Source organism: Pseudomonas poae, assembly GCF_001439785.1.
GTDB classification, from domain to species: Bacteria; Pseudomonadota; Gammaproteobacteria; order Pseudomonadales; family Pseudomonadaceae; genus Aquipseudomonas; species Aquipseudomonas poae.
This window is the reverse complement of the sequence record NZ_JYLI01000003.1, coordinates 91,012-109,099: the sequence shown is the minus strand read 5'-3', so window position 1 is coordinate 109,099 and position 18,088 is coordinate 91,012. Positions and strand designations below refer to the sequence as shown.

General features: G+C 61.2%; 15 protein-coding genes and 1 pseudogene. 9 read left to right on the top strand and 7 right to left on the bottom strand.

What is annotated here, in order from left to right; genetic code table 11:
- Nucleotides 1–96: 96 nt before the first annotated feature.
- A complete protein-coding gene (murJ, locus tag TU75_RS04185) occupies nucleotides 97–1,635 on the bottom strand; it encodes a murein biosynthesis integral membrane protein MurJ (protein WP_060548291.1) in 1,539 nt (512 codons plus the stop codon).
- A 253-nt stretch (nucleotides 1,636–1,888) separates the two neighbouring features.
- Here murJ and rpsT point away from each other — a divergent pair, with 253 nt between their 5' ends.
- The gene (gene rpsT / locus TU75_RS04180; protein ID WP_003188401.1) at nucleotides 1,889–2,167 is read left to right on the top strand and encodes a 30S ribosomal protein S20; all 279 of its coding nucleotides are present in this window, start codon (nucleotides 1,889–1,891) and stop codon (nucleotides 2,165–2,167) included.
- A 277-nt stretch (nucleotides 2,168–2,444) separates the two neighbouring features.
- Here rpsT and TU75_RS04175 read toward each other — a convergent pair whose 3' ends face one another.
- On the bottom strand, nucleotides 2,445–2,930 hold the full coding sequence (locus tag TU75_RS04175) for an FKBP-type peptidyl-prolyl cis-trans isomerase (protein WP_004372402.1): 486 nt from the start codon (nucleotides 2,928–2,930) through the stop codon (nucleotides 2,445–2,447).
- On the opposite strand from TU75_RS04175, the pseudogene TU75_RS27985 reads away from it, so the two are divergent.
- The 3 genes and pseudogenes from TU75_RS27985 to TU75_RS04165 form a co-directional block, all read left to right on the top strand.
- Nucleotides 2,899–3,027: pseudogene (locus TU75_RS27985) on the top strand (DUF3565 domain-containing protein); the annotation flags it as partial. The gene TU75_RS04175 and the pseudogene TU75_RS27985 sit on opposite strands and share 32 nt — an antisense overlap.
- 77 nt (nucleotides 3,028–3,104) lie before the next feature.
- A complete protein-coding gene (pta, locus tag TU75_RS04170) occupies nucleotides 3,105–5,204 on the top strand; it encodes a phosphate acetyltransferase (RefSeq protein WP_060548290.1) in 2,100 nt (699 codons plus the stop codon).
- Entirely contained in the window at nucleotides 5,205–6,104 is a 900-nt protein-coding gene (locus tag TU75_RS04165; RefSeq protein WP_004372406.1) for a 1-acylglycerol-3-phosphate O-acyltransferase, YihG family, read from the top strand.
- 99 nt (nucleotides 6,105–6,203) lie between these two features.
- Here TU75_RS04165 and cysN read toward each other — a convergent pair whose 3' ends face one another.
- From cysN to TU75_RS04150, 3 genes are all read right to left on the bottom strand, one after another.
- Complete coding sequence (cysN, locus tag TU75_RS04160) at nucleotides 6,204–8,102, bottom strand: sulfate adenylyltransferase subunit CysN (protein ID WP_060548289.1); 1,899 nt, start codon at nucleotides 8,100–8,102, stop codon at nucleotides 6,204–6,206.
- Between the two features lie 9 nt (nucleotides 8,103–8,111).
- A complete protein-coding gene (gene cysD / locus TU75_RS04155; RefSeq protein WP_015371133.1) occupies nucleotides 8,112–9,029 on the bottom strand; it encodes a sulfate adenylyltransferase subunit CysD in 918 nt (305 codons plus the stop codon).
- 182 nt (nucleotides 9,030–9,211) lie between these two features.
- Complete coding sequence (locus TU75_RS04150) at nucleotides 9,212–9,970, bottom strand: Nif3-like dinuclear metal center hexameric protein (protein WP_060548288.1); 759 nt, start codon at nucleotides 9,968–9,970, stop codon at nucleotides 9,212–9,214.
- Nucleotides 9,971–10,072: 102 nt separating this feature from the next.
- Between TU75_RS04150 and algW the strand changes: the two genes are divergently transcribed.
- Complete coding sequence (algW, locus tag TU75_RS04145; RefSeq protein WP_004372415.1) at nucleotides 10,073–11,227, top strand: Do family serine endopeptidase AlgW; 1,155 nt, start codon at nucleotides 10,073–10,075, stop codon at nucleotides 11,225–11,227.
- A gap of 107 nt (nucleotides 11,228–11,334) precedes the next feature.
- Nucleotides 11,335–13,428 (top strand): TonB-dependent siderophore receptor, encoded by a 2,094-nt coding sequence (locus tag TU75_RS04140; protein WP_060548287.1) that lies wholly within the window; start codon nucleotides 11,335–11,337, stop codon nucleotides 13,426–13,428.
- Nucleotides 13,429–13,660: 232 nt separating this feature from the next.
- Here the strand turns inward: TU75_RS04140 and hemH are convergent, their stop codons facing one another.
- Both hemH and TU75_RS04130 read right to left on the bottom strand, forming a co-directional pair.
- Complete coding sequence (gene hemH / locus TU75_RS04135) at nucleotides 13,661–14,686, bottom strand: ferrochelatase (RefSeq protein ID WP_004372419.1); 1,026 nt, start codon at nucleotides 14,684–14,686, stop codon at nucleotides 13,661–13,663.
- A 15-nt stretch (nucleotides 14,687–14,701) separates the two neighbouring features.
- A complete protein-coding gene (locus TU75_RS04130) occupies nucleotides 14,702–15,601 on the bottom strand; it encodes a TIGR01777 family oxidoreductase (RefSeq protein WP_060548286.1) in 900 nt (299 codons plus the stop codon).
- Nucleotides 15,602–15,813: 212 nt separating this feature from the next.
- Between TU75_RS04130 and TU75_RS04125 the strand changes: the two genes are divergently transcribed.
- The 3 genes from TU75_RS04125 (at nucleotide 15,814) to TU75_RS04115 (ending at nucleotide 18,086) form a co-directional block, all read left to right on the top strand.
- Nucleotides 15,814–16,800 carry an NAD(P)/FAD-dependent oxidoreductase gene (locus TU75_RS04125; protein ID WP_060548285.1) on the top strand — a complete coding sequence of 329 codons (987 nt, stop codon included), beginning with the start codon at nucleotides 15,814–15,816 and terminating at the stop codon, nucleotides 16,798–16,800.
- Nucleotides 16,797–17,012, top strand: a complete 216-nt coding sequence (locus TU75_RS04120) for a TIGR02450 family Trp-rich protein (RefSeq protein WP_060548284.1) — start codon at nucleotides 16,797–16,799, stop codon at nucleotides 17,010–17,012. Before TU75_RS04125 ends, TU75_RS04120 begins: the two co-directional genes overlap by 4 nt.
- A gap of 114 nt (nucleotides 17,013–17,126) precedes the next feature.
- Nucleotides 17,127–18,086 (top strand): YbgA family protein, encoded by a 960-nt coding sequence (locus TU75_RS04115; RefSeq protein WP_060548283.1) that lies wholly within the window; start codon nucleotides 17,127–17,129, stop codon nucleotides 18,084–18,086.
- The last annotated feature ends 2 nt before the right edge of the window (nucleotides 18,087–18,088 follow it).

Genomic DNA, 18,088 nt, shown 5'->3' with positions numbered 1-18,088 from the left:
GGTCGATTATAACCACACCCGGCCCCGGACGACAGGCAACAGCGCAGGCCAAATGGATCGAATCGATAAAACAGCTGTTTTATCGCGACAAACTCTCTATCCCAGGGACTTGCGATTGAAATCGCGCAGACGGAAACCCTGCAGCAGCAACATCCCGAAGTACACCACCACCCCGGCCACCACCAGTATGCCAAGACGCATGAAGCGCTCCAGCATGAAGCCCTGGTCCCACGCTGGCATGAAGTGCATCAGCCCGAGCAGCACCGCTGACATCATCGCCACCGCCACCAGCAGCTTGAACGCAAACAGGCCCCAACCCGGCTGTGGCTGGAACATCTGCTGCTTGCGCAGTTGGTAAAACAGCAGGCCCGCGTTGATACAGGCGCCTGCGCTGATGGCCAGGGCCAGGCCGGCATGGGCCAGCGGCCCGATGAACACCAGGTTGAGCAGTTGAGTGACGACCAGCGTGAAGATTGCGATTTTCACCGGCGTGCGGATGTTCTGCTGGGCGTAAAAGCCCGGCGCCAGCACCTTGATCACGATGATGCCGAGCAGGCCGACCGAATAGGCGATGAGTGCGCGCTGGGTCATCAAGGCGTCATGCGCGTCGAATTGGCCGTACTGGAACAGTGAGACTGTCAGCGGCTCGGCCAGGATGCCGAGGGCCAGTGAGCATGGCAGCACCAGCACGAAACACAGGCGCAGGCCCCAATCGAGAATGCGCGAGTATTCCTGGCGGTCCTTGCTCGCGTAAGTGCGCGCCAGGGTTGGCAGCAGGATCGTGCCCAGCGCCACGCCGAGCACGCCGGAGGGCAGCTCCATCAGGCGGTCGGCGTAGTACATCCACGACACGGAACCAGAGACCAGCAGCGAGGCGAAGGCAGTATTGATGATCAGGGAGATCTGGCTGACCGATACGCCGAGGATCGCCGGTAACATATTGCGCATCACGCGCCAGACGCCTGTGTCTTTCAGGTTGAGACGCGGCAGTACGAGCATGCCGATTTTTTTCAGGTGCGGCAGTTGATAAAGCAGCTGCGCCAGGCCGCCTGCGAGGACGGCCCAGCCGAGAGCCATGACCGGCGGGTCGAAGTAAGGCGTGAGGAACAGCGCGAAAATAATCATGCTGACGTTGAGCAGGGTCGGCACGAACGCCGGCACCGAAAAACGGTTCCAGGTATTGAGGATTGCGCCCGCCAGGGACGACAGGGAGATCAGCAATATATAAGGAAAGGTCACGCGCAGCAGATCGGTGGTCAGCGCAAATTTTTCCGGGGTATTGGCAAAGCCGGGGGCCGTGGCCCAGATCACCCAGGGCGCGGCAAGCATGCCGAGGACAGTGACCAGCATCAGGACGAGGGTCAGCAGGCCCGAGACGTAAGCAATAAAGGTGCGGGTCGCTTCCTCGCCCTGCTGGGTCTTGTATTCGGCCAGGATCGGCACGAACGCCTGGGAAAATGCCCCCTCGGCGAAGATCCTGCGCAGCAGGTTGGGCAATTTAAAGGCGATGAAGAACGCATCCGTGGCCATGCTGGCGCCGAAAATGCGCGCCAGCAGGGTATCGCGCACGAACCCCAACACCCGGGAGATCATCGTGATAGAGCTGACGGCAGCCAACGATTTGAGCAGATTCATTGAAAGAGTTTGCGCCTATGGATAAAGAGCAGGCGAACTGTGCGCCCACTTATGCGATACTGCGCGCCTGCAACAGCACAGCGCCAAAGCTCGCGAGTTTACAGGTCAAGCGCCGGAAATAAATCACCCGCCTCTTCAGATCGACCACTCAGCAGTTCGCATCAGCCGCCCTTGACAACCCGTCAAGTCATCGGCATGATTCGCGGCCTATTTTGTTTGCTATTTCCTAAAAAGTCTTTCGAGGAGCTCGACGGTGGCCAACACACCTTCCGCCAAAAAACGTGCAAAACAGGCTGAGAAGCGTCGCAGCCACAACGCCAGCCTGCGTTCCATGGTTCGTACCTACATCAAGAATGTAGTTAAAGCCATCGACACCAAAGACGCTGAAAAAGCTCAAGCAGCCTACGTTCTGGCTGTGCCGGTTATCGACCGTATGGCCGATAAAGGCATCATCCACAAGAACAAGGCCGCTCGCCACAAGAGCCGCCTGAATGGCCACATCAAGGCTCTGAGCGTTCCTGCTGCAGCCTGAGTGGTAACAACTGCCAACGCGACGTCAGTTGCGTAACAGTTAAAAAATGCCCCGTACCGAAAGGTCCGGGGCATTTTTGTTTGCCCATAGATCACAGTTTTCCTTGTGGGAGCGGGCTTGCTCGCGAACGCGGTGTATCAGTTAATGCATGTATCGACTGACCCACTGCATTCGCGAGCAAGCCCGCTCCCACATTTGGATCGCGTACATTCTCAGGACAAAAAAAACGCCCCGAACCAGTCGGGGCGTTTTTGCTACCAGCTGATTAACGCATCAATCAGTGCTGATGACCGCCTTCACCGTGAACGTGGCCGTGGGCCACTTCTTCCTGGGAGGCGTCGCGGATGGCCACGATTTTCACCTGGAAGTTCAGACGCTGGCCAGCCAGCGGGTGGTTGCCGTCGACAGTAACGTCATCGCCATCCAGATCGCGGATAGTGACGATCTGCATCTGGCCGTCCGGCGCGGAAGCGTGGAACTGCATGCCCACTTCCAGCTCGTCGACACCTTCGAACATGCTGCGGCTCAAGGTGCTGACCAGTTCGGCGGAGTATTCACCGTAGGCATCTTCAGGTTCTACGGCAACGGTCAGCTCATCACCAACCTCTTTGCCTTCCAGAGCCTTTTCCAGGCCCGGGATGATGTTACCTGCGCCTTGCAGGTAGACCAGCGGCGCGCCGCCGGCGGAGCTGTCGATGACCTCACCAGCGTCGTTGGTCAGGGTATAGTCAATGGAGACAGCCTTGTTGGCGGCGATCGGCATGGGGCGAGACCTTTTGCAGAAGAATGAAGAACGGACAAGTCTAAACAAGGATTTGCCCGAAAGCGAACAGAACCCGGACGGACGGGACCGAATAACGATAACCTTGGCACCTGATTTACGGTAGACGCTCACGCATAGAGCGCCACCCAAGCCATGCACCTCCAGAGAATTCGCATGCAGACTTTTTTTATCGCGCCCACCGATTTTGGTGTGGGTCTGACCTCCATCAGCCTCGGGCTGGTGCGTACGCTTGAGCGGGCCGGGCTCAAAGTCGGCTTCTTCAAGCCGATCGCCCAGCCGCACCCCGGCGACACCGGCCCGGAACGTTCCACCGAGCTGGTCGCCCGTACCCATGGACTGAAACCGCCGCAGCCGCTGGGCCTGGCCCATGTGGAGCGCATGCTCGGTGACGGTCAGCTGGATGAGCTGCTCGAAGAAATCATCACGCTTTATCAACAGGCCGCCGTGGGCAAGGACGTGCTGATCGTCGAAGGCATGGTGCCGACCCGCAGCGCCAGTTACGCGGCGCGGGTCAACCTGCACCTGGCCAAGAGCCTGGATGCCGAAGTGATCCTGGTGTCGGCCCCGGAAAACGAAGTGCTCACCGAACTCTCCGGCCGCGTCGAATTGCAGGCCCAGCTGTTTGGCGGGCCGAAAGACCCGAAAGTGCTCGGCGTGATCCTCAACAAGGTGCGCACCGACGAGAGCATGGAGGCCTTCTCGGCGCGCCTTAAAGAACACTCGCCACTCTTGCGCAGCGGTGATTTCCGCCTGCTCGGCTGCATCCCCTACCAACCCGAGCTCAACGCCCCGCGCACCCGCGATGTGGCCGACCTGATGGGCGCGCAGGTGCTCAACGCGGGCGATTACGAAACCCGGCGCATGACCAAGATCATCATCTGCGCCCGCACCATGCGCAACACCGTGGAGCTGCTCAAGCCCGGCGTGCTGGTGGTAACCCCCGGTGATCGCGACGACATCATCCTCGCCGTCAGCCTGGCCGCGATCAATGGCGTGCCGCTGGCCGGCCTGCTGCTGACCAGCGACACTCTGCCCGACCCACGCATCATGGACTTGTGTCGGGGCGCCTTGCAGGCCGGGCTGCCGGTGCTGTCGGTAAGCACCGGCTCCTACGACACGGCCAACCAGCTCAACAGCCTGAACAAGGAAATCCCCATCGATGACCGCGAGCGCGCCGAGATCATCACCGATTTCGTCGCCAGTCACCTCGACGCGCGCTGGCTGCACCAGCGGTGCGGCACGCCACGGGAGATGCGCCTGTCGCCGGCGGTGTTCCGCTACCAGTTGATCCAGCGTGCCCAGGCCGCCAACAAACGCATCGTATTGCCCGAAGGCAGCGAGCCACTGACGGTGCAGGCCGCCGCCATTTGCCAGGCGCGAGGCATTGCCCGCTGCGTATTGCTGGCCAAACCCGCGGATGTGGAAGCGGTGGCCCGCGCCCACGGCATCGAACTGCCCGTAGGCCTGGAAATTCTCGACCCGGACCTGATTCGCCAACGGTATGTCGAGCCGATGGTGGCGCTGCGCAAGAGCAAGAGCCTCAACGCACCGATGGCCGAGCAGCAACTGGAAGACACGGTGGTGATCGCCACCATGATGCTCGCACTGGATGAAGTCGACGGTCTGGTTTCCGGCGTGATTCATTCCACCGCCAACACCATCCGCCCTGCCCTGCAACTGATCAAGACCGCGCCAGGCTGCACCTTGGTGTCGTCGGTGTTCTTCATGCTGTTCCCCGAGCAGGTGCTGGTGTACGGCGACTGCGTGATGAACCCGCACCCGAGCGCCGCCGAACTGGCGGAAATCGCCCTGCAAAGCGCCGATTCGGCGGCCGCGTTCGGCATCACGCCGCGCGTGGCGATGATCAGCTACTCCAGCGGCGACTCAGCCAGCGGCGAGGAAGTGGAGAAGGTCCGCGAAGCCACCCTGCTCGCCCACGAGCAGCAAAGCGCGCTGCTGATCGATGGCCCGCTGCAATACGACGCCGCCGCCAACGAAGCCGTGGCCCGGCAACTGGCACCCAACAGCCTGGTGGCCGGCAAGGCCACGGTGTTCGTGTTCCCCGATCTGAATACCGGTAACACCACTCACAAGGCCGTGCAACGCAGCGCCGATTGCGTGAGCCTGGGGCCGATGCTTCAGGGCCTGCGCAAACCGGTCAACGACCTGCCGCGCGGCGCGCAGGTGGACGATATCGTGTACACCATCGCACTCACTGCGATCCAAGCCGCCAACCGACCTATGGATATCTGAATGCTGGATTTTCTGCCTGCTGCCGTACGCGGGGTGATTGCTTCCCTGCTGCTGGCGTTGAATACGATCCTGTTGTGTTCGTTCCTGTTTATCGTCGCGCTGTTCAAGGCGTTGCCCTTCGCCAAGCGTTTCAGCGAATGGCTGATGAACCACACACATGAAGCCTGGGTGACCAACAACAAAGGCTGGATGAACCTGGTGCGCCGCACGCGCTGGCACCTGAGCGGCCTTGAAGGCCTGGACTACCAGCATTCGTACCTGGTGACCAGCAACCACCAAAGCTGGGTCGACATCATGGTGCTGCAATTTGTGTTGAATCGGCGGATCCGCCCACTGAAGTTCTTCCTCAAGCAGGAACTTATCTGGGTCCCGGTGATTGGTCTGGCCTGGTGGGCGCTGGGCTTTCCGTTCATGAAGCGCTACACCAAGGCGTACCTGGAGAAGCACCCGGAGAAGAAAGGCAAGGACCTGGAAACCACCCGCAGGACCTGTGCGAAGTTTCGCAGCAACCCGGTGGGGATCTTCAACTTTGCCGAAGGCACGCGGTTTACGCCGGGCAAGCATGCCCAGCAAAAATCGCCGTTTCGCTATTTGCTCAAGCCCAAGGCTGGCGGGATTGCGTTTGTGCTGGATGCGATGGGTGAGCAGCTCAAGTCACTGGTTAATGTGACCATTCACTACCCTGGCGGGCGTCCGGGGTATTGGGATTTGTTGTGCGGGAATGTGAAGGATGTGGTTGTGCACTTTGAAGAAGTGCAGATCCCGCCTGAGTTCATTGGCAAGAATTACGAACAGGATGGGGAATATCGGTTGGCGTTCCAGGGCTGGATCAATCGGTTGTGGGAAGACAAGGATGCACTGTTGGACAAGCTGCACACCGATTTCCCAGCTAAAAGATGACCAACATGTGGGAGGGGGCTTGCTCCCGATAGCAGTGGATCAGTGACAGATGTACTGCCTGACACACCGCCATCGGGAGCAAGCCCCCTCCCACATTTTTTAGATCGCGCCGCGCTGGCGCAACAGTTCCAGCACTTGCTTGACGCTGTCTTCCAGCGACACCGCCTGAGTGTCGATCACCAGGTCGGCATTCAAAGGAACGTCATACGGGAAGGACTCGCCGGGTATGTTATCCCCGCCTGCCGCGTACAAACCTTGCGGGTCACGCTCGGCGCATACCAGCGGCGAGGCCTGCACATACACGGTCAGCAAGCGATCACTGCCGATCAGCGCCTTGGCCTGTTCGCGGCCTTCGGCATCCGGCGCAACGAATGCCGCCAGCGTCAGCAGGCCGGCTTCGTTGAACTGGCGTGCCACGTGGGCGGCACGGCGCCAGTTTTCGGTGCGACCTGCGCGGTCCTGCGGCAAGCCCTTGTTCAGGTCGTGACGCAGGTTCTGGCCATCCAGCACGAACACCGCACGGCCCATGTCGAACAGCTTGCGCTCGACCGCATAGGCCAACGTGCTCTTGCCGGCACCGGAGAGGCCGCTGAACAACACGGTGGCCGGCCGCTGACCGAAGCGCTGGGCGCGTTCTTCAGTGGCCACGTGGGCGAGGCTGCCGTGTTGTGCTGCGCCGCCATGACCGACCGGCGGCGCGATGATCATGCCTGCCGCCACGGTGCCGTTGGTCAAGCGGTCGATGACGATAAACGCGCCGGTGGTGCGGTTGCTGTCGTAACCGTCCAGGGCGATGGCCGCGTCGAGGCTCACCTTGACCCGACCGATCTCATTCAACTGCAGGGAACTGGCCGGACCTTCGGCCAGGGTGTTCACGTCCACACGGTGCACGATGCTGGTGATGGAACCCGGCACATAGCTGGTGGCGCGCTTGATGTCGTATTTCTTGCCCGGCAGCATCGGTTCTTCGGCCATCCACACCAGCATGGCGTCAAAGGCGTCGGTCACTTGCGGCACGTTGCCGGCGTGTACCAGCAGGTCGCCACGGGAGATATCGATTTCGTCTTCCATGGTCAACGTCACGGCCTGGCCGGGGCCTGCCTGCTCCAGCTCACCCTCGAAGGTGACGATGGATTTGACGCGGCTGCTCTTGCCCGACGGCAGCACCACGACCTCGTCACCCTTGTGCACGATGCCGCTGGCCAGGGTGCCGGCGAAGCCACGAAAGTTCAGGTTCGGACGGTTGACGTACTGCACCGGGAAACGCAGGTCGGTGTAGTTGCGGTCGTTGGCAATCTCGACGGTTTCGAGAATCTCCATCAGCGACTGCCCGGTGTACCAGGGCGAACGCTCGCTCTTGTTCACCACGTTGTCACCCTTGAGCGCCGACATCGGCACAAACGCCAAGGTGCTGGGTTTGAAGGCGATACCGTCGGCGAACTTCAGGTAATCGGCCTTGATCTGCTCGAATACGCTTTGGTCGAAGCCATTGATGTCCATCTTGTTGACGGCCACCACGATGTGTTTGATGCCCAGCAACGAGGCGATGAAGCTGTGGCGACGGGTCTGGGTCTGCACGCCGTAGCGGGCGTCGATCAGGATGATCGCCAGGTCACAGGTGGAAGCACCGGTGGCCATGTTGCGGGTGTACTGCTCATGGCCGGGGGTGTCGGCGATGATGAATTTGCGTTTGGCGGTGGAGAAATAGCGGTAGGCCACATCGATGGTGATGCCCTGCTCACGCTCGGCCTGCAGGCCATCGACCAGCAAGGCCAGGTCGATGTCATCGCCAGTGGTGCCGGACTTTTTCGAGTCACGGGTGATGGCTTCCAGGTGATCTTCGTAGATCATCTTGGAGTCGTGCAGCAGGCGCCCGATCAGGGTGCTCTTGCCGTCGTCGACGTTGCCGCAGGTCAGGAAGCGCAACATCTCTTTGCGCTCGTGCTGGCCCAGGTAAGCGAGGATGTCCTCGCTGATCAAATCAGATTGATGCGACATGACAGCCCCTTAGAAATAACCTTGACGTTTTTTATCTTCCATGGAGCCGGCGCCATCATGGTCGATGACCCGGCCCTGGCGCTCGGAAGTTCGCGTCAGGAGCATTTCCTGAATGATGTCCGTCAGCGTCTCGGCTTCGGACTCTACCGCGCCCGTCAACGGGTAGCAGCCAAGGGTGCGGAAACGCACTTTCTTTTTGACGATGCGGGCTTTGTCTTCGTCGGACAGGTGTTCGAGGATGCGGTCGTCGTCGATCATGATCAACGTGCCGTTCTTCTCGATCACGTCACGCTCGGCGGCGAAGTACAGCGGCACGATCGGGATGCCTTCCAGGTAGATGTACTGCCAGATATCCAGCTCGGTCCAGTTGGAGAGCGGGAACACACGGATCGACTCCCCCTTGTTGACGTTGCCGTTGTAGACGTTCCACAGCTCGGGGCGCTGGTTTTTCGGGTCCCAGCGGTGCTTGCTGTCGCGGAACGAGTACACGCGCTCTTTGGCACGGGATTTCTCTTCGTCGCGACGGGCACCGCCGAAGGCGGCGTCAAAACCATGCTTGTCCAGGGCCTGCTTGAGGCCCTCGGTCTTCATGATGTCGGTGTGCTTGGCGCTGCCGTGGGTGAAGGGGTTGATGCCCTGCGCCACGCCGTCCGGGTTGATGTGGGTGATCAGGTCCAGGCCCAGTTCTTCGACCATCTGGTCGCGGAATGTGTACATTTCCTGAAATTTCCAGCGGGTGTCGACGTGCATCACCGGAAACGGCAGTTTGCCCGGAAAGAACGCCTTGCGTGCCAGATGCAGCATCACGGCGGAGTCTTTACCGATCGAGTAGAGCATCACCGGGTTGTCGAACTCGGCGGCGACCTCGCGGATGATGTGGATGCTTTCCGCCTCCAGCTGTTTCAGATGCGTCAGTTTGTCGACCATGGTTACTCACGGAAAAACGATCTTGTGGACGGCCAGCGGGCCGTGTTCGAGCGGGGCATGCTAGCACAGCAACTTCTTCTAATCAGGGAGCCTGCTAGATCGAAACGATATATGAATATGCCGCCGAGTTTGGCAGTGCGATACGGCCAAACCCTCTCCCACATTTGCCTCAACTGTGTGGCTTAGATCGGATTGGGGCAGTCGATGAACAGATGTTCCAGGGCGAAGCGCCGCGCCAGGTAATCGCCCAAAGCCTGCACACCATAGCGCTCGGTGGCGTGATGGCCGGCGGCGATAAAACTGATGTCGTTTTCCCGCGCGCTGTGGAAGGTCTGCTCAGAGGCTTCGCCGCTCAGGTACAGGTCGACACCGGCGGCAATCGCCTGGTCGATATAGCCCTGGCCCCCCCCGGTGCACCAGCCGATACGGCGGATCATCGGGCTGCCTTCGATCATCAGCGGCTCGCGGCCCATCACGTCCTGTACGCGACGGGCGAAGTCGCGGGGCGACAACGGCTCGGCCAGGGAACCGACCAGGCCAACAACCTTGGGGTTGTTCGGATCCAGCGGGCCTTCGACCGTGATGTCCAGCTGACGCGCCAGTTGCACGTTATTGCCGACATCGGCGTGCAGGTCCAGCGGCAGGTGGTAGGCCAGCAAGCTGATGTCGTGCTGGAGCAGGGTTTTCAGGCGACGCTGCTTCATGCCGGTGATGCACGGGTTTTCGCCCTTCCAGAAATACCCGTGATGCACCAGCACCAGGTCGGCGCGCGCTTCGACCGCCGCGTCCAGCAACGCCTGGCTGGCGGTCACGCCGCTGACGATGCGCATCACCTGCGGGCGCCCTTCCACCTGCAGGCCATTGGGGCAGTAATCGGCAATTTTTGCGCTGGCGAGGTAGCGGTCCGCTTCCTCGACGAGGGTAGTAAGGGGGACGGCCATAAAAGACTCCTAAATATCAGGTTCCGAGGCGCTCACAGCCTCGTATAATGCGCGACATTATGGGCGCTCCCCCGCCCCCTGCAACCTGTCAGGACTTACTTGATGCTCAAGGCACTGCGTTTTTTTGGATGGCCATTACTGGCTGGCGTGCTGATCGCGACGCTGATCATTCAGCGTTTTCCCCAGTGGGTGGGCCTGCCAAGCCTTGACGTCAACCTGCAGCAGGCGCCGCAAGCCACCACCGTGGTGCAAGGCCCGGTGACGTACGCCGACGCGGTCGTCATCGCCGCCCCGGCGGTGGTCAACCTGTACACCACCAAGGTCATCAACAAGCCGGCCCATCCGCTCTTTGAAGACCCGCAATTTCGTCGCTACTTCGGCGACAACGGCCCCAAGAAACGCCGCATGGAGTCTAGCCTCGGCTCCGGGGTAATCATGAGCCCCGAAGGCTACATCCTCACCAACAACCACGTGACCACCGGCGCCGACCAGATTGTGGTGGCCTTGCGTGACGGCCGCGAAACCCTGGCGCGGGTAGTGGGCAGCGACCCGGAAACCGACCTTGCGGTGTTGAAGATCGACTTGAAAAACCTCCCCGCCATCACCCTTGGCCGCTCCGACGGCCTGCGTGTGGGCGACGTGGCGCTGGCCATCGGTAACCCGTTCGGCGTGGGACAGACCGTGACCATGGGCATCATCAGCGCCACCGGGCGCAATCAGTTGGGCCTCAACAGCTACGAAGATTTCATCCAGACCGACGCCGCCATCAACCCCGGCAACTCCGGCGGCGCGCTGGTGGACGCCAATGGCAACCTGACCGGGATCAACACGGCGATTTTCTCCAAGTCCGGCGGCTCCCAGGGCATCGGCTTTGCGATCCCGGTGAAACTGGCGATGGAGGTGATGAAGTCGATCATCGAACACGGCCAGGTGATTCGCGGCTGGCTGGGTATCGAAGTGCAGCCGTTGACCAAGGAGCTGGCGGAATCGTTCGGCCTTACCGGGCGCCCGGGGATCGTGGTCGCCGGGATTTTTCGCGACGGCCCGGCACAGAAAGCCGGCCTGCAGTTGGGCGACGTGATCCTCAGCATCGACGGCGCCCCCGCCGGCGACGGGCGCAAGTCGATGAACCAGGTGGCGCGGATCAAGCCGACCGACAAGGTGGCGATCCAGGTGATGCGCAATGGCAAGGAGATCAAGCTGATGGCTGAAATCGGCCTGCGCCCGCCGCCTGCGCCGGTGAAAGAAGAGGAATAAGCCGCTCAGGTGCTCGCTCGCGAGCACCTGTAACTTTATGTTTCGCCGCGAAACCCGCTCGATTGGCATGTTATATTGTTTCAATATCGTCCTTGGAACGCTCTCTCATGTCGTCTCGAAAGTTTGCCCCCCTGGCTGGCCTGGCCCTGGGTTTGCTGCTCGATCCCGCCTACGCCGAAGAAAATACCGTAGAACTGGACACCATCAGCGTCACCGGTGACACCTATGAATCCGCTACCAGCCCGGTCACCGGCTACCGCGCCAGCCGCTCGGCCAGCGCGACAAAAACCGACACGGCCCTGCGCGACATCCCGCAATCGATCAGCGTTATCCCCGCCACCGTGCTCAAGGACCTGGGCAGCACCAGCGTAGAACGCGCGCTGGAATTTGCTGGCGGCGTGTCCAAGCAGAACAACTTCGGCGGCCTGACGCTCTACGAATACAGCGTGCGCGGCTTCACCACCTCAGAGTTCTACCAGGACGGTTTCAGCGCCAACCGCGGCTACCCGAGCACACCGGATGCGGCCAATATCGAACGCATCGAAGTGCTCAAGGGCCCCGCCGCCAGCCTCTATGGGCGCGGTGACCCCGGCGGCACAGTGAACATCGTCACCAAAAAGCCGCAGCCCGAAGCCTTCACCACCCTGCAAACCAGCGCCGGCAGCTGGGACCGCTATCGCACCGCGCTGGACGTCAACACGCCTCTCGACGCCGAAGGCAAGGTGCTGTCACGGGTCAACCTGGCAGTGGAGGACAACAACAGCTTCCGCGACCACGTCGAGAGCAAACGGGTGTTCGTCGCGCCCTCTTTCAGCTGGCAGCTGGACCCGGACACCAGCCTGCTGGTCGAAAGCGAATTCGTGCGCCACAGCTCCACGTTCGACCGTGGCATCGTCGCCGCCCCCGGCGTTTCGCGCTCCACCTTCCTCGGCGAACCCAATGATGGTGACATCGACAACCACAACAATCGCCTACAGGCCGCCCTCGAACACCACCTAAACGACGCCTGGAAACTGCGCCTGGCCAGTCACTACAAACAGGGCAGCCTGTGGGGCGACGCGTCGGAAAACCGCGCGTTGAATCCCGACGGCCACACCCTCAACCGTCGTTACCGCGAACGTTCCATGGGTTGGCACGACAGCATCACCCAGCTGGAATTGCGCGGCCTGTTCGACATTGGCAGCTGGCAGCATGAACTGCTGATCGGCACCGAATACGAGGACTACCGCAAGAAGGAACGCGTGACCGCCATCGGCGGCAGCAATTACGCCATCGACCTCTACAACCCGGTCTACGGTCAGCCCAAACCCAACGGCGTGCGCTCCGGCACCGACTTTTTCGAGCAGACCAAAAGCCACGCGCTGAACCTGCAGGACCAGATCATCTTCACCGACCGCCTGCGCGGCATGGTCGGTGCGCGCGTTGAGCATTTCGAGCAGAGCACCGACGATTTCACCCGCAACGTCACCAGCAAGCAGACTCACGATGCGCTCACCCAGCGGGCCGGCCTGCTGTATCAGCTCACGCCTGAAGTCGGGGTGTTCGCCAACGCGTCCACCTCATTCAAGCCAAACAGCGGACTGGATGCCGGCGGCAACACGTTCAAGCCGGAAGAAGGCGTGGGTTATGAAGTGGGGATCAAGACTGAGCTGTTCGAAGACCGCCTCAGCGCCACCGTCGCCGCGTTCCATATCGAGAAGGAAAACGTGCTCAGCCTGGACCCGGCCACCAACACCAACCGAGCCATCGGCAAGGCCCGCAGCCAGGGCATTGACCTGCAAGTGAGCGGGCAATTGACCGACGCCGTGCGGGTGATCGGCGCCTACGCCTACATCGATGCCGAAGTGACCAAGGGCGAAGCCAGCCTTCCTGCCGGCAGCCGCATTCTCGGCGTGGCCAAGCACAGCGGCAGTCTGCTGGGGGTGTATGAATTCCAGGAGGGCGCGTTGCGCGGTTCAGACTTGGGCGCGGCGTTTACCTACGTGGGCGATCGCTCCGGCGAGTCGGGCACCCGATTTGAATTGCCCGCCTACCACACCGTGGATTTGCTGGCTCACTACAAGGCCACCAAAAACGTGACCGTGGGTTTGAACCTCAACAACCTGTTCGATGAAAAGTATTACGAACGGTCCTACAGCACCTACTGGGTGAATCCGGGCGAGCCGCGCAACCTGACGGTCAGCCTGACCCTCAACCTGTAAACACAGACAAAAATGTGGGAGGCTCCGCAAAGTCTTCGACTTAGCGCTGTCGCGCAGCAAACTGGAGCCTCTGTGGCTGCCTGAAACTTCAGGTTTTAAAATCAAAGTTATTTTGTGTTTGATAAGAGGGGGCTTGCTCCCGATAGCAGTGGATCAGTCACCAGATGCAGTGACTGACACTCCGCAATCGGGAGCAAGCCCCCTCCCACATTTGGAGCTGTGCCAGTTTCGATTACAGTGACGCAGGCGCGCGCTCGCACAACGTGTTGAGCGCCGCCGCCCATTGCGGGTCGTCATTCAGACACGGCACCAGCACCAATTCCTCGCCCCCCGCTGCGCAAAACTGCTCACGCCCGCGATCGCCGATCTCTTCCAGCGTCTCGATGCAATCGGCCACAAACGCCGGGCACATCACCAGCAGCTTTTTCACACCCTGCTGGGCCAGCGCTTCAAGGCGCGCCTCGGTGTAGGGTTCGATCCACTTGGCGCGGCCCAAACGCGATTGAAACGCCACCGACCACTTGCCGTCCGGCAACCCCAGCCGCTCGGCAAAGTTACGCGCAACGCTGAAGCACTGCGCGCGATAACAGGTGGCGAGCACCGCCGGCGAAGCATTCCTGCAACAGTCAGCATCCTTGAAGCAATGCTGGCCGGTGGGGTCGAGCTTGGTCAGGTGGCGCTCGGGCAGCCCGTGAAAACTGAGCAACAAGTGATCGTAATCCTGCTCCACATACGCCCGCGCGCTCTGCGCCAAGGCGTCGAGGTATTCCGGCTGATCGTAGAACGGCTGCAGGATCGACAACTGCACCTTCAGCCTCTTCTCACGTATCACGCGCCAGGCCTCTTCAATCACCGTGGTGACCGTGCTGTCGGCAAACTGCGGGTACAACGGCGCTAGGGTCACCTTTTGGATACCCTGCGCGGCCAGACGCGTGAGGGTGGTTTCCAGTGAGGGCTCCCCGTAGCGCATCGCCAGTTCGACCGGGCCCTGGGTCCACTGCCGGGTCATCTGCTCTTGCAGGCGACGGCTGAGCACCACCAGGGGCGAGCCCTCTTCCCACCAGATGGACGCGTAGGCATGTGCCGACTGCTCGGGGCGCTTGATCAGGATCAGCGACACCAGCAGGCGCCGCACCGGCCACGGCACGTCGATCACATAAGGGTCCATCAAAAACTGGTTGAGGTAGCTGCGCACATCGGCCACCGAAGTGGACGCGGGAGAACCCAGGTTGACCAGTAACAACGCGTGATCCGTCATGCAACTTCCTATGGCTTAAAGGCGGCTGGACAAATCGTCCAGAGCCGCATGCAACTGCGTGAACTGAAAAGTGAAACCGGCCGCCAGCAGCCGTTCGGGCATGGCCTTCTGCCCGCCCAGCAGCAACCCGGACAACTCGCCCAACCCCACCTTCAACGCAAACGCCGGCATCGGCATGAAGGCCGGGCGATGCAGCACCTGGCCCAGGGTCTTGGCGAACTCGCGATTACGCACCGGGTGTGGCGCGCAGGCATTATAGGGACCGCTGGCGCCTTCCTTGTGCAGAAGAAAATCAATCAGGGCAATTTGGTCCTTGATGTGCACCCACGGCATCCATTGCCGACCATTGCCGATAGGCCCGCCCAGCGCCAGTTTGAACGGCAGCAGCAGGCGCGCCAGAAAGCCGCCTTCGGCCGCCAGTACCAGACCGGTGCGCACCAGCACCACGCGCACCCCGAGGGCTTCGGCGCGTTGAGCGGTTTCTTCCCAGGCGATGCACAGCTGGCTGGGGAAATCGTCCTGCACCGGGCCGCTGGCTTCGGTCAGCTCGCGCTCGCCGCCATCGCCGTACCAGCCCACCGCCGAACCGGAAATCAACAACGCCGGTTTCTGCGTGAGGCCTTCGATCCACGCCAGCAGGCTTTCGGTAAGGCTGATACGACTGCTCCACAGCAGCGCCTTGCGCTTGTGCGTCCACGGGCGGTCGGCGATCGGCGCGCCGGCGAGGTTGACCACCGCGTCCACCTCGCCAATCACATCCTGCAAACGGCCAACGCCCAATACCTGCGTGCCACACAGCCTGGCTACTGTTTCCGGCTGGCGGCTCAAGACGGTCAGGCGATGGCCCTGGGCAAGCCAGTGGCGACACAGTTGGCGGCCGATCAAACCTGTACCGCCGGTCAGCAAAATATGCATGGGTTCTTCCTCATGTAACGTTCGCCGCCCGTCACTGGTCTATTTTACTAATAGGAACAATGTTGAATTCGGACGTAACGTTGGTTAAGTCACCGACGTTAACCATAGGTCACGCCACACAATCAGGCACGCCAAAACTTATACCAAAAAACGAGATTGTACAGCTATTGGTGTCGGCGTAGGCTGTACCCAACGGTAAAACGAGGCCTCCCATGAGTGTTCCCATCGCAATCATCGGCACCGGCATCGCCGGTTTGTCCGCTGCCCAAGCGTTACGCGACGCGGGGCAGGTCGTACACCTTTTCGATAAAAGCCGCGGCAGCGGCGGCCGCATGTCCAGCAAGCGCAGCGATGCCGGCGCGCTGGACATGGGCGCGCAGTACTTCACCGCCCGCGACCGTCGCTTCGTCAACGAAGTGCAGCGCTGGCAGAGCAACGGCTGGGCGGAGCAGTGGAAGCCGCAGCTGTACAACTTCAAGTCCGGCCAACTCACGCCCTCCCCCGACGAGCAGATCCGCTGGGTCGGTACGCCGCGCATGAGTGCGATTACCCGCGCACTGCTCGACGACCTGCCGGTGACCTTCGGCTGCCGCATCACTGACGTGTTCCAGGGCGAACAACACTGGAACCTGCTGGACGCCGACGGCGGCAACCATGGCCCGTTCAGCCATGTGATCATCGCCACGCCCGCGCCCCAGGCCACTGCGTTGCTGGCGGCCGCGCCCAAGCTGGCAAGTGCCGCCGCCGGTGTGAAAATGGACCCCACCTGGGCCATCGCCCTGGCGTTCGACAAGCCTCTGGATACGCCGATGCAAGGCTGCTTCGTGCAGGACAGCCCGCTCGACTGGCTCGCGCGCAACCGCAGCAAGCCCGGGCGCGACACTACCCTCGACACCTGGGTACTGCACGCCACCAGCGCCTGGAGCAAGGCGCACCTGGACCTGTCCAGGGAAGCCGTGATCGAACACCTGCACGGCGCCTTTGCCGAGTTGCTGCACTGCACCATGCCGGCGCCGTCGTTCAGCCTGGCACACCGCTGGCTCTACGCCCGGCCGTCCAGCAGCCACGAGTTCGGTGTGCTGGCCGACGCCGACCTGGGCCTGTTCGTGTGTGGTGACTGGTGCCTGTCCGGCCGTGTCGAAGGCGCCTGGCTCAGCGGCCAGGAAGCGGCGCGGCGCCTGATCGAGCATCTGCAATGAATCGCATCAATCCGGCCAAGCTGCTGCTGTCGAAATGGACCGCGACCGCGCCGTTGAACAAGGAAAAGCATTTCCTCGTCACCGAGCTGTTTCGTGACGAGGAAAACACCGTTCTGGAAATCGAACTGCAGGCGGTGATGACTCGGCGCACCCAACGCCTGCCCTGGCAAACCCTGCAAAACGCCGATCATTGGACCATGGGCTGGAAATAGCTCTCGCGCAAAAAAGCTGTACAAAATAATTGACTTGTACAGCATCAAACCTATGATGAGATTAGTTGTACAGAGCCTGAGACCTGTACAGGATTTTTTTGCCGAGGTTTGTCCATGCCCAGCACCGCAAAACCCAGGATTGGCATCAGCGCCTGCTTGCTGGGCGAAAATGTGCGTTTCAATGGCGGACACAAACAATCCCAGCTGTGCAGCGAGACGCTGGCCGACTATTTTGAGTTCGTGCCGCTGTGCCCTGAAGTCGCCATCGGCCTGGGTATCCCGCGTGAAACCATCCGCCTGGTGGGCGATGCCGCCAATCCGCAGGCGGTGGGCACCGTGCACCGCGAGCTGAACGTCACCCAGCCACTCGATGAATACGGCCAACAGATGGCCCGTGAACACACAGACCTGTGCGGCTACATTTTCATGCAGAAATCGCCGTCCTGTGGCCTGGAACGGGTCAAGGTCTATCGCGACAACGGCGCCCCGGTCGACGGCGGCGGGCGCGGCATCTACGCCCAGGCATTCTGCGCGCGCCACCCCAACCTGCCGGTGGAAGAAGACGGCCGGCTGAACGACCCGGTGCTGCGGGAAAATTTCCTCACCCGCGTGTTCGTCTACGCCAGCTGGCAACAACTGCTGGCCGAAGGCCTGACCCGTCACCGTCTGCTGTCCTTCCATGCGCGCTACAAATATTTACTGATGGCCCACAGCCCGGTGCACTACAAAAGCCTGGGCAACCTGCTGGGCAGCATGAGCAAGGGCGATGACCTCCCGGCGTTGGCCGACTGTTATTTCAGCGACCTGATGACCGGCCTGAAAAAGTGCGCTACCCGTGGCACCCACACCAATGTGCTGCAGCACATCAGTGGCTACCTCAAGCAGGCCATCAGCAGCGACGACAAGCAGGAAATGCAGACCGTCATCGATCAATACCGCCACGGCATCGTGCCGTTGGTGGTGCCGCTGACCCTACTCAAGCACCATTTCCGCCAACACCCGGATCGCTACATCGCTCAGCAGGCATACCTGCAGCCGCACCCGGAAAACCTCAGCCTGCGAAATGCGATCTAACC

Excerpts from the sequence above, each read along its gene's own strand:
- cysD (WP_015371133.1), bottom strand. The coding sequence starts at position 9,029 with ATGGTCGACAAACTGACGCATCTGAAACAGCTGGAGGCGGAAAGCATC.
- murJ (WP_060548291.1), bottom strand. The coding sequence starts at position 1,635 with ATGAATCTGCTCAAATCGTTGGCTGCCGTCAGCTCTATCACGATGATC.
- TU75_RS04140 (WP_060548287.1), top strand. The coding sequence starts at position 11,335 with ATGTCGTCTCGAAAGTTTGCCCCCCTGGCTGGCCTGGCCCTGGGTTTG.
- TU75_RS04150 (WP_060548288.1), bottom strand. The coding sequence starts at position 9,970 with ATGGCCGTCCCCCTTACTACCCTCGTCGAGGAAGCGGACCGCTACCTC.
- algW (WP_004372415.1), top strand. The coding sequence starts at position 10,073 with ATGCTCAAGGCACTGCGTTTTTTTGGATGGCCATTACTGGCTGGCGTG.
- TU75_RS04115 (WP_060548283.1), top strand. The coding sequence starts at position 17,127 with ATGCCCAGCACCGCAAAACCCAGGATTGGCATCAGCGCCTGCTTGCTG.
- cysN (WP_060548289.1), bottom strand. The coding sequence starts at position 8,102 with ATGTCGCATCAATCTGATTTGATCAGCGAGGACATCCTCGCTTACCTG.
- TU75_RS04130 (WP_060548286.1), bottom strand. The coding sequence starts at position 15,601 with ATGCATATTTTGCTGACCGGCGGTACAGGTTTGATCGGCCGCCAACTG.
- TU75_RS04175 (WP_004372402.1), bottom strand. The coding sequence starts at position 2,930 with ATGCCGATCGCCGCCAACAAGGCTGTCTCCATTGACTATACCCTGACC.
- pta (WP_060548290.1), top strand. The coding sequence starts at position 3,105 with ATGCAGACTTTTTTTATCGCGCCCACCGATTTTGGTGTGGGTCTGACC.
- TU75_RS04120 (WP_060548284.1), top strand. The coding sequence starts at position 16,797 with ATGAATCGCATCAATCCGGCCAAGCTGCTGCTGTCGAAATGGACCGCG.
- TU75_RS04165 (WP_004372406.1), top strand. The coding sequence starts at position 5,205 with ATGCTGGATTTTCTGCCTGCTGCCGTACGCGGGGTGATTGCTTCCCTG.
- TU75_RS04125 (WP_060548285.1), top strand. The coding sequence starts at position 15,814 with ATGAGTGTTCCCATCGCAATCATCGGCACCGGCATCGCCGGTTTGTCC.
- hemH (WP_004372419.1), bottom strand. The coding sequence starts at position 14,686 with ATGACGGATCACGCGTTGTTACTGGTCAACCTGGGTTCTCCCGCGTCC.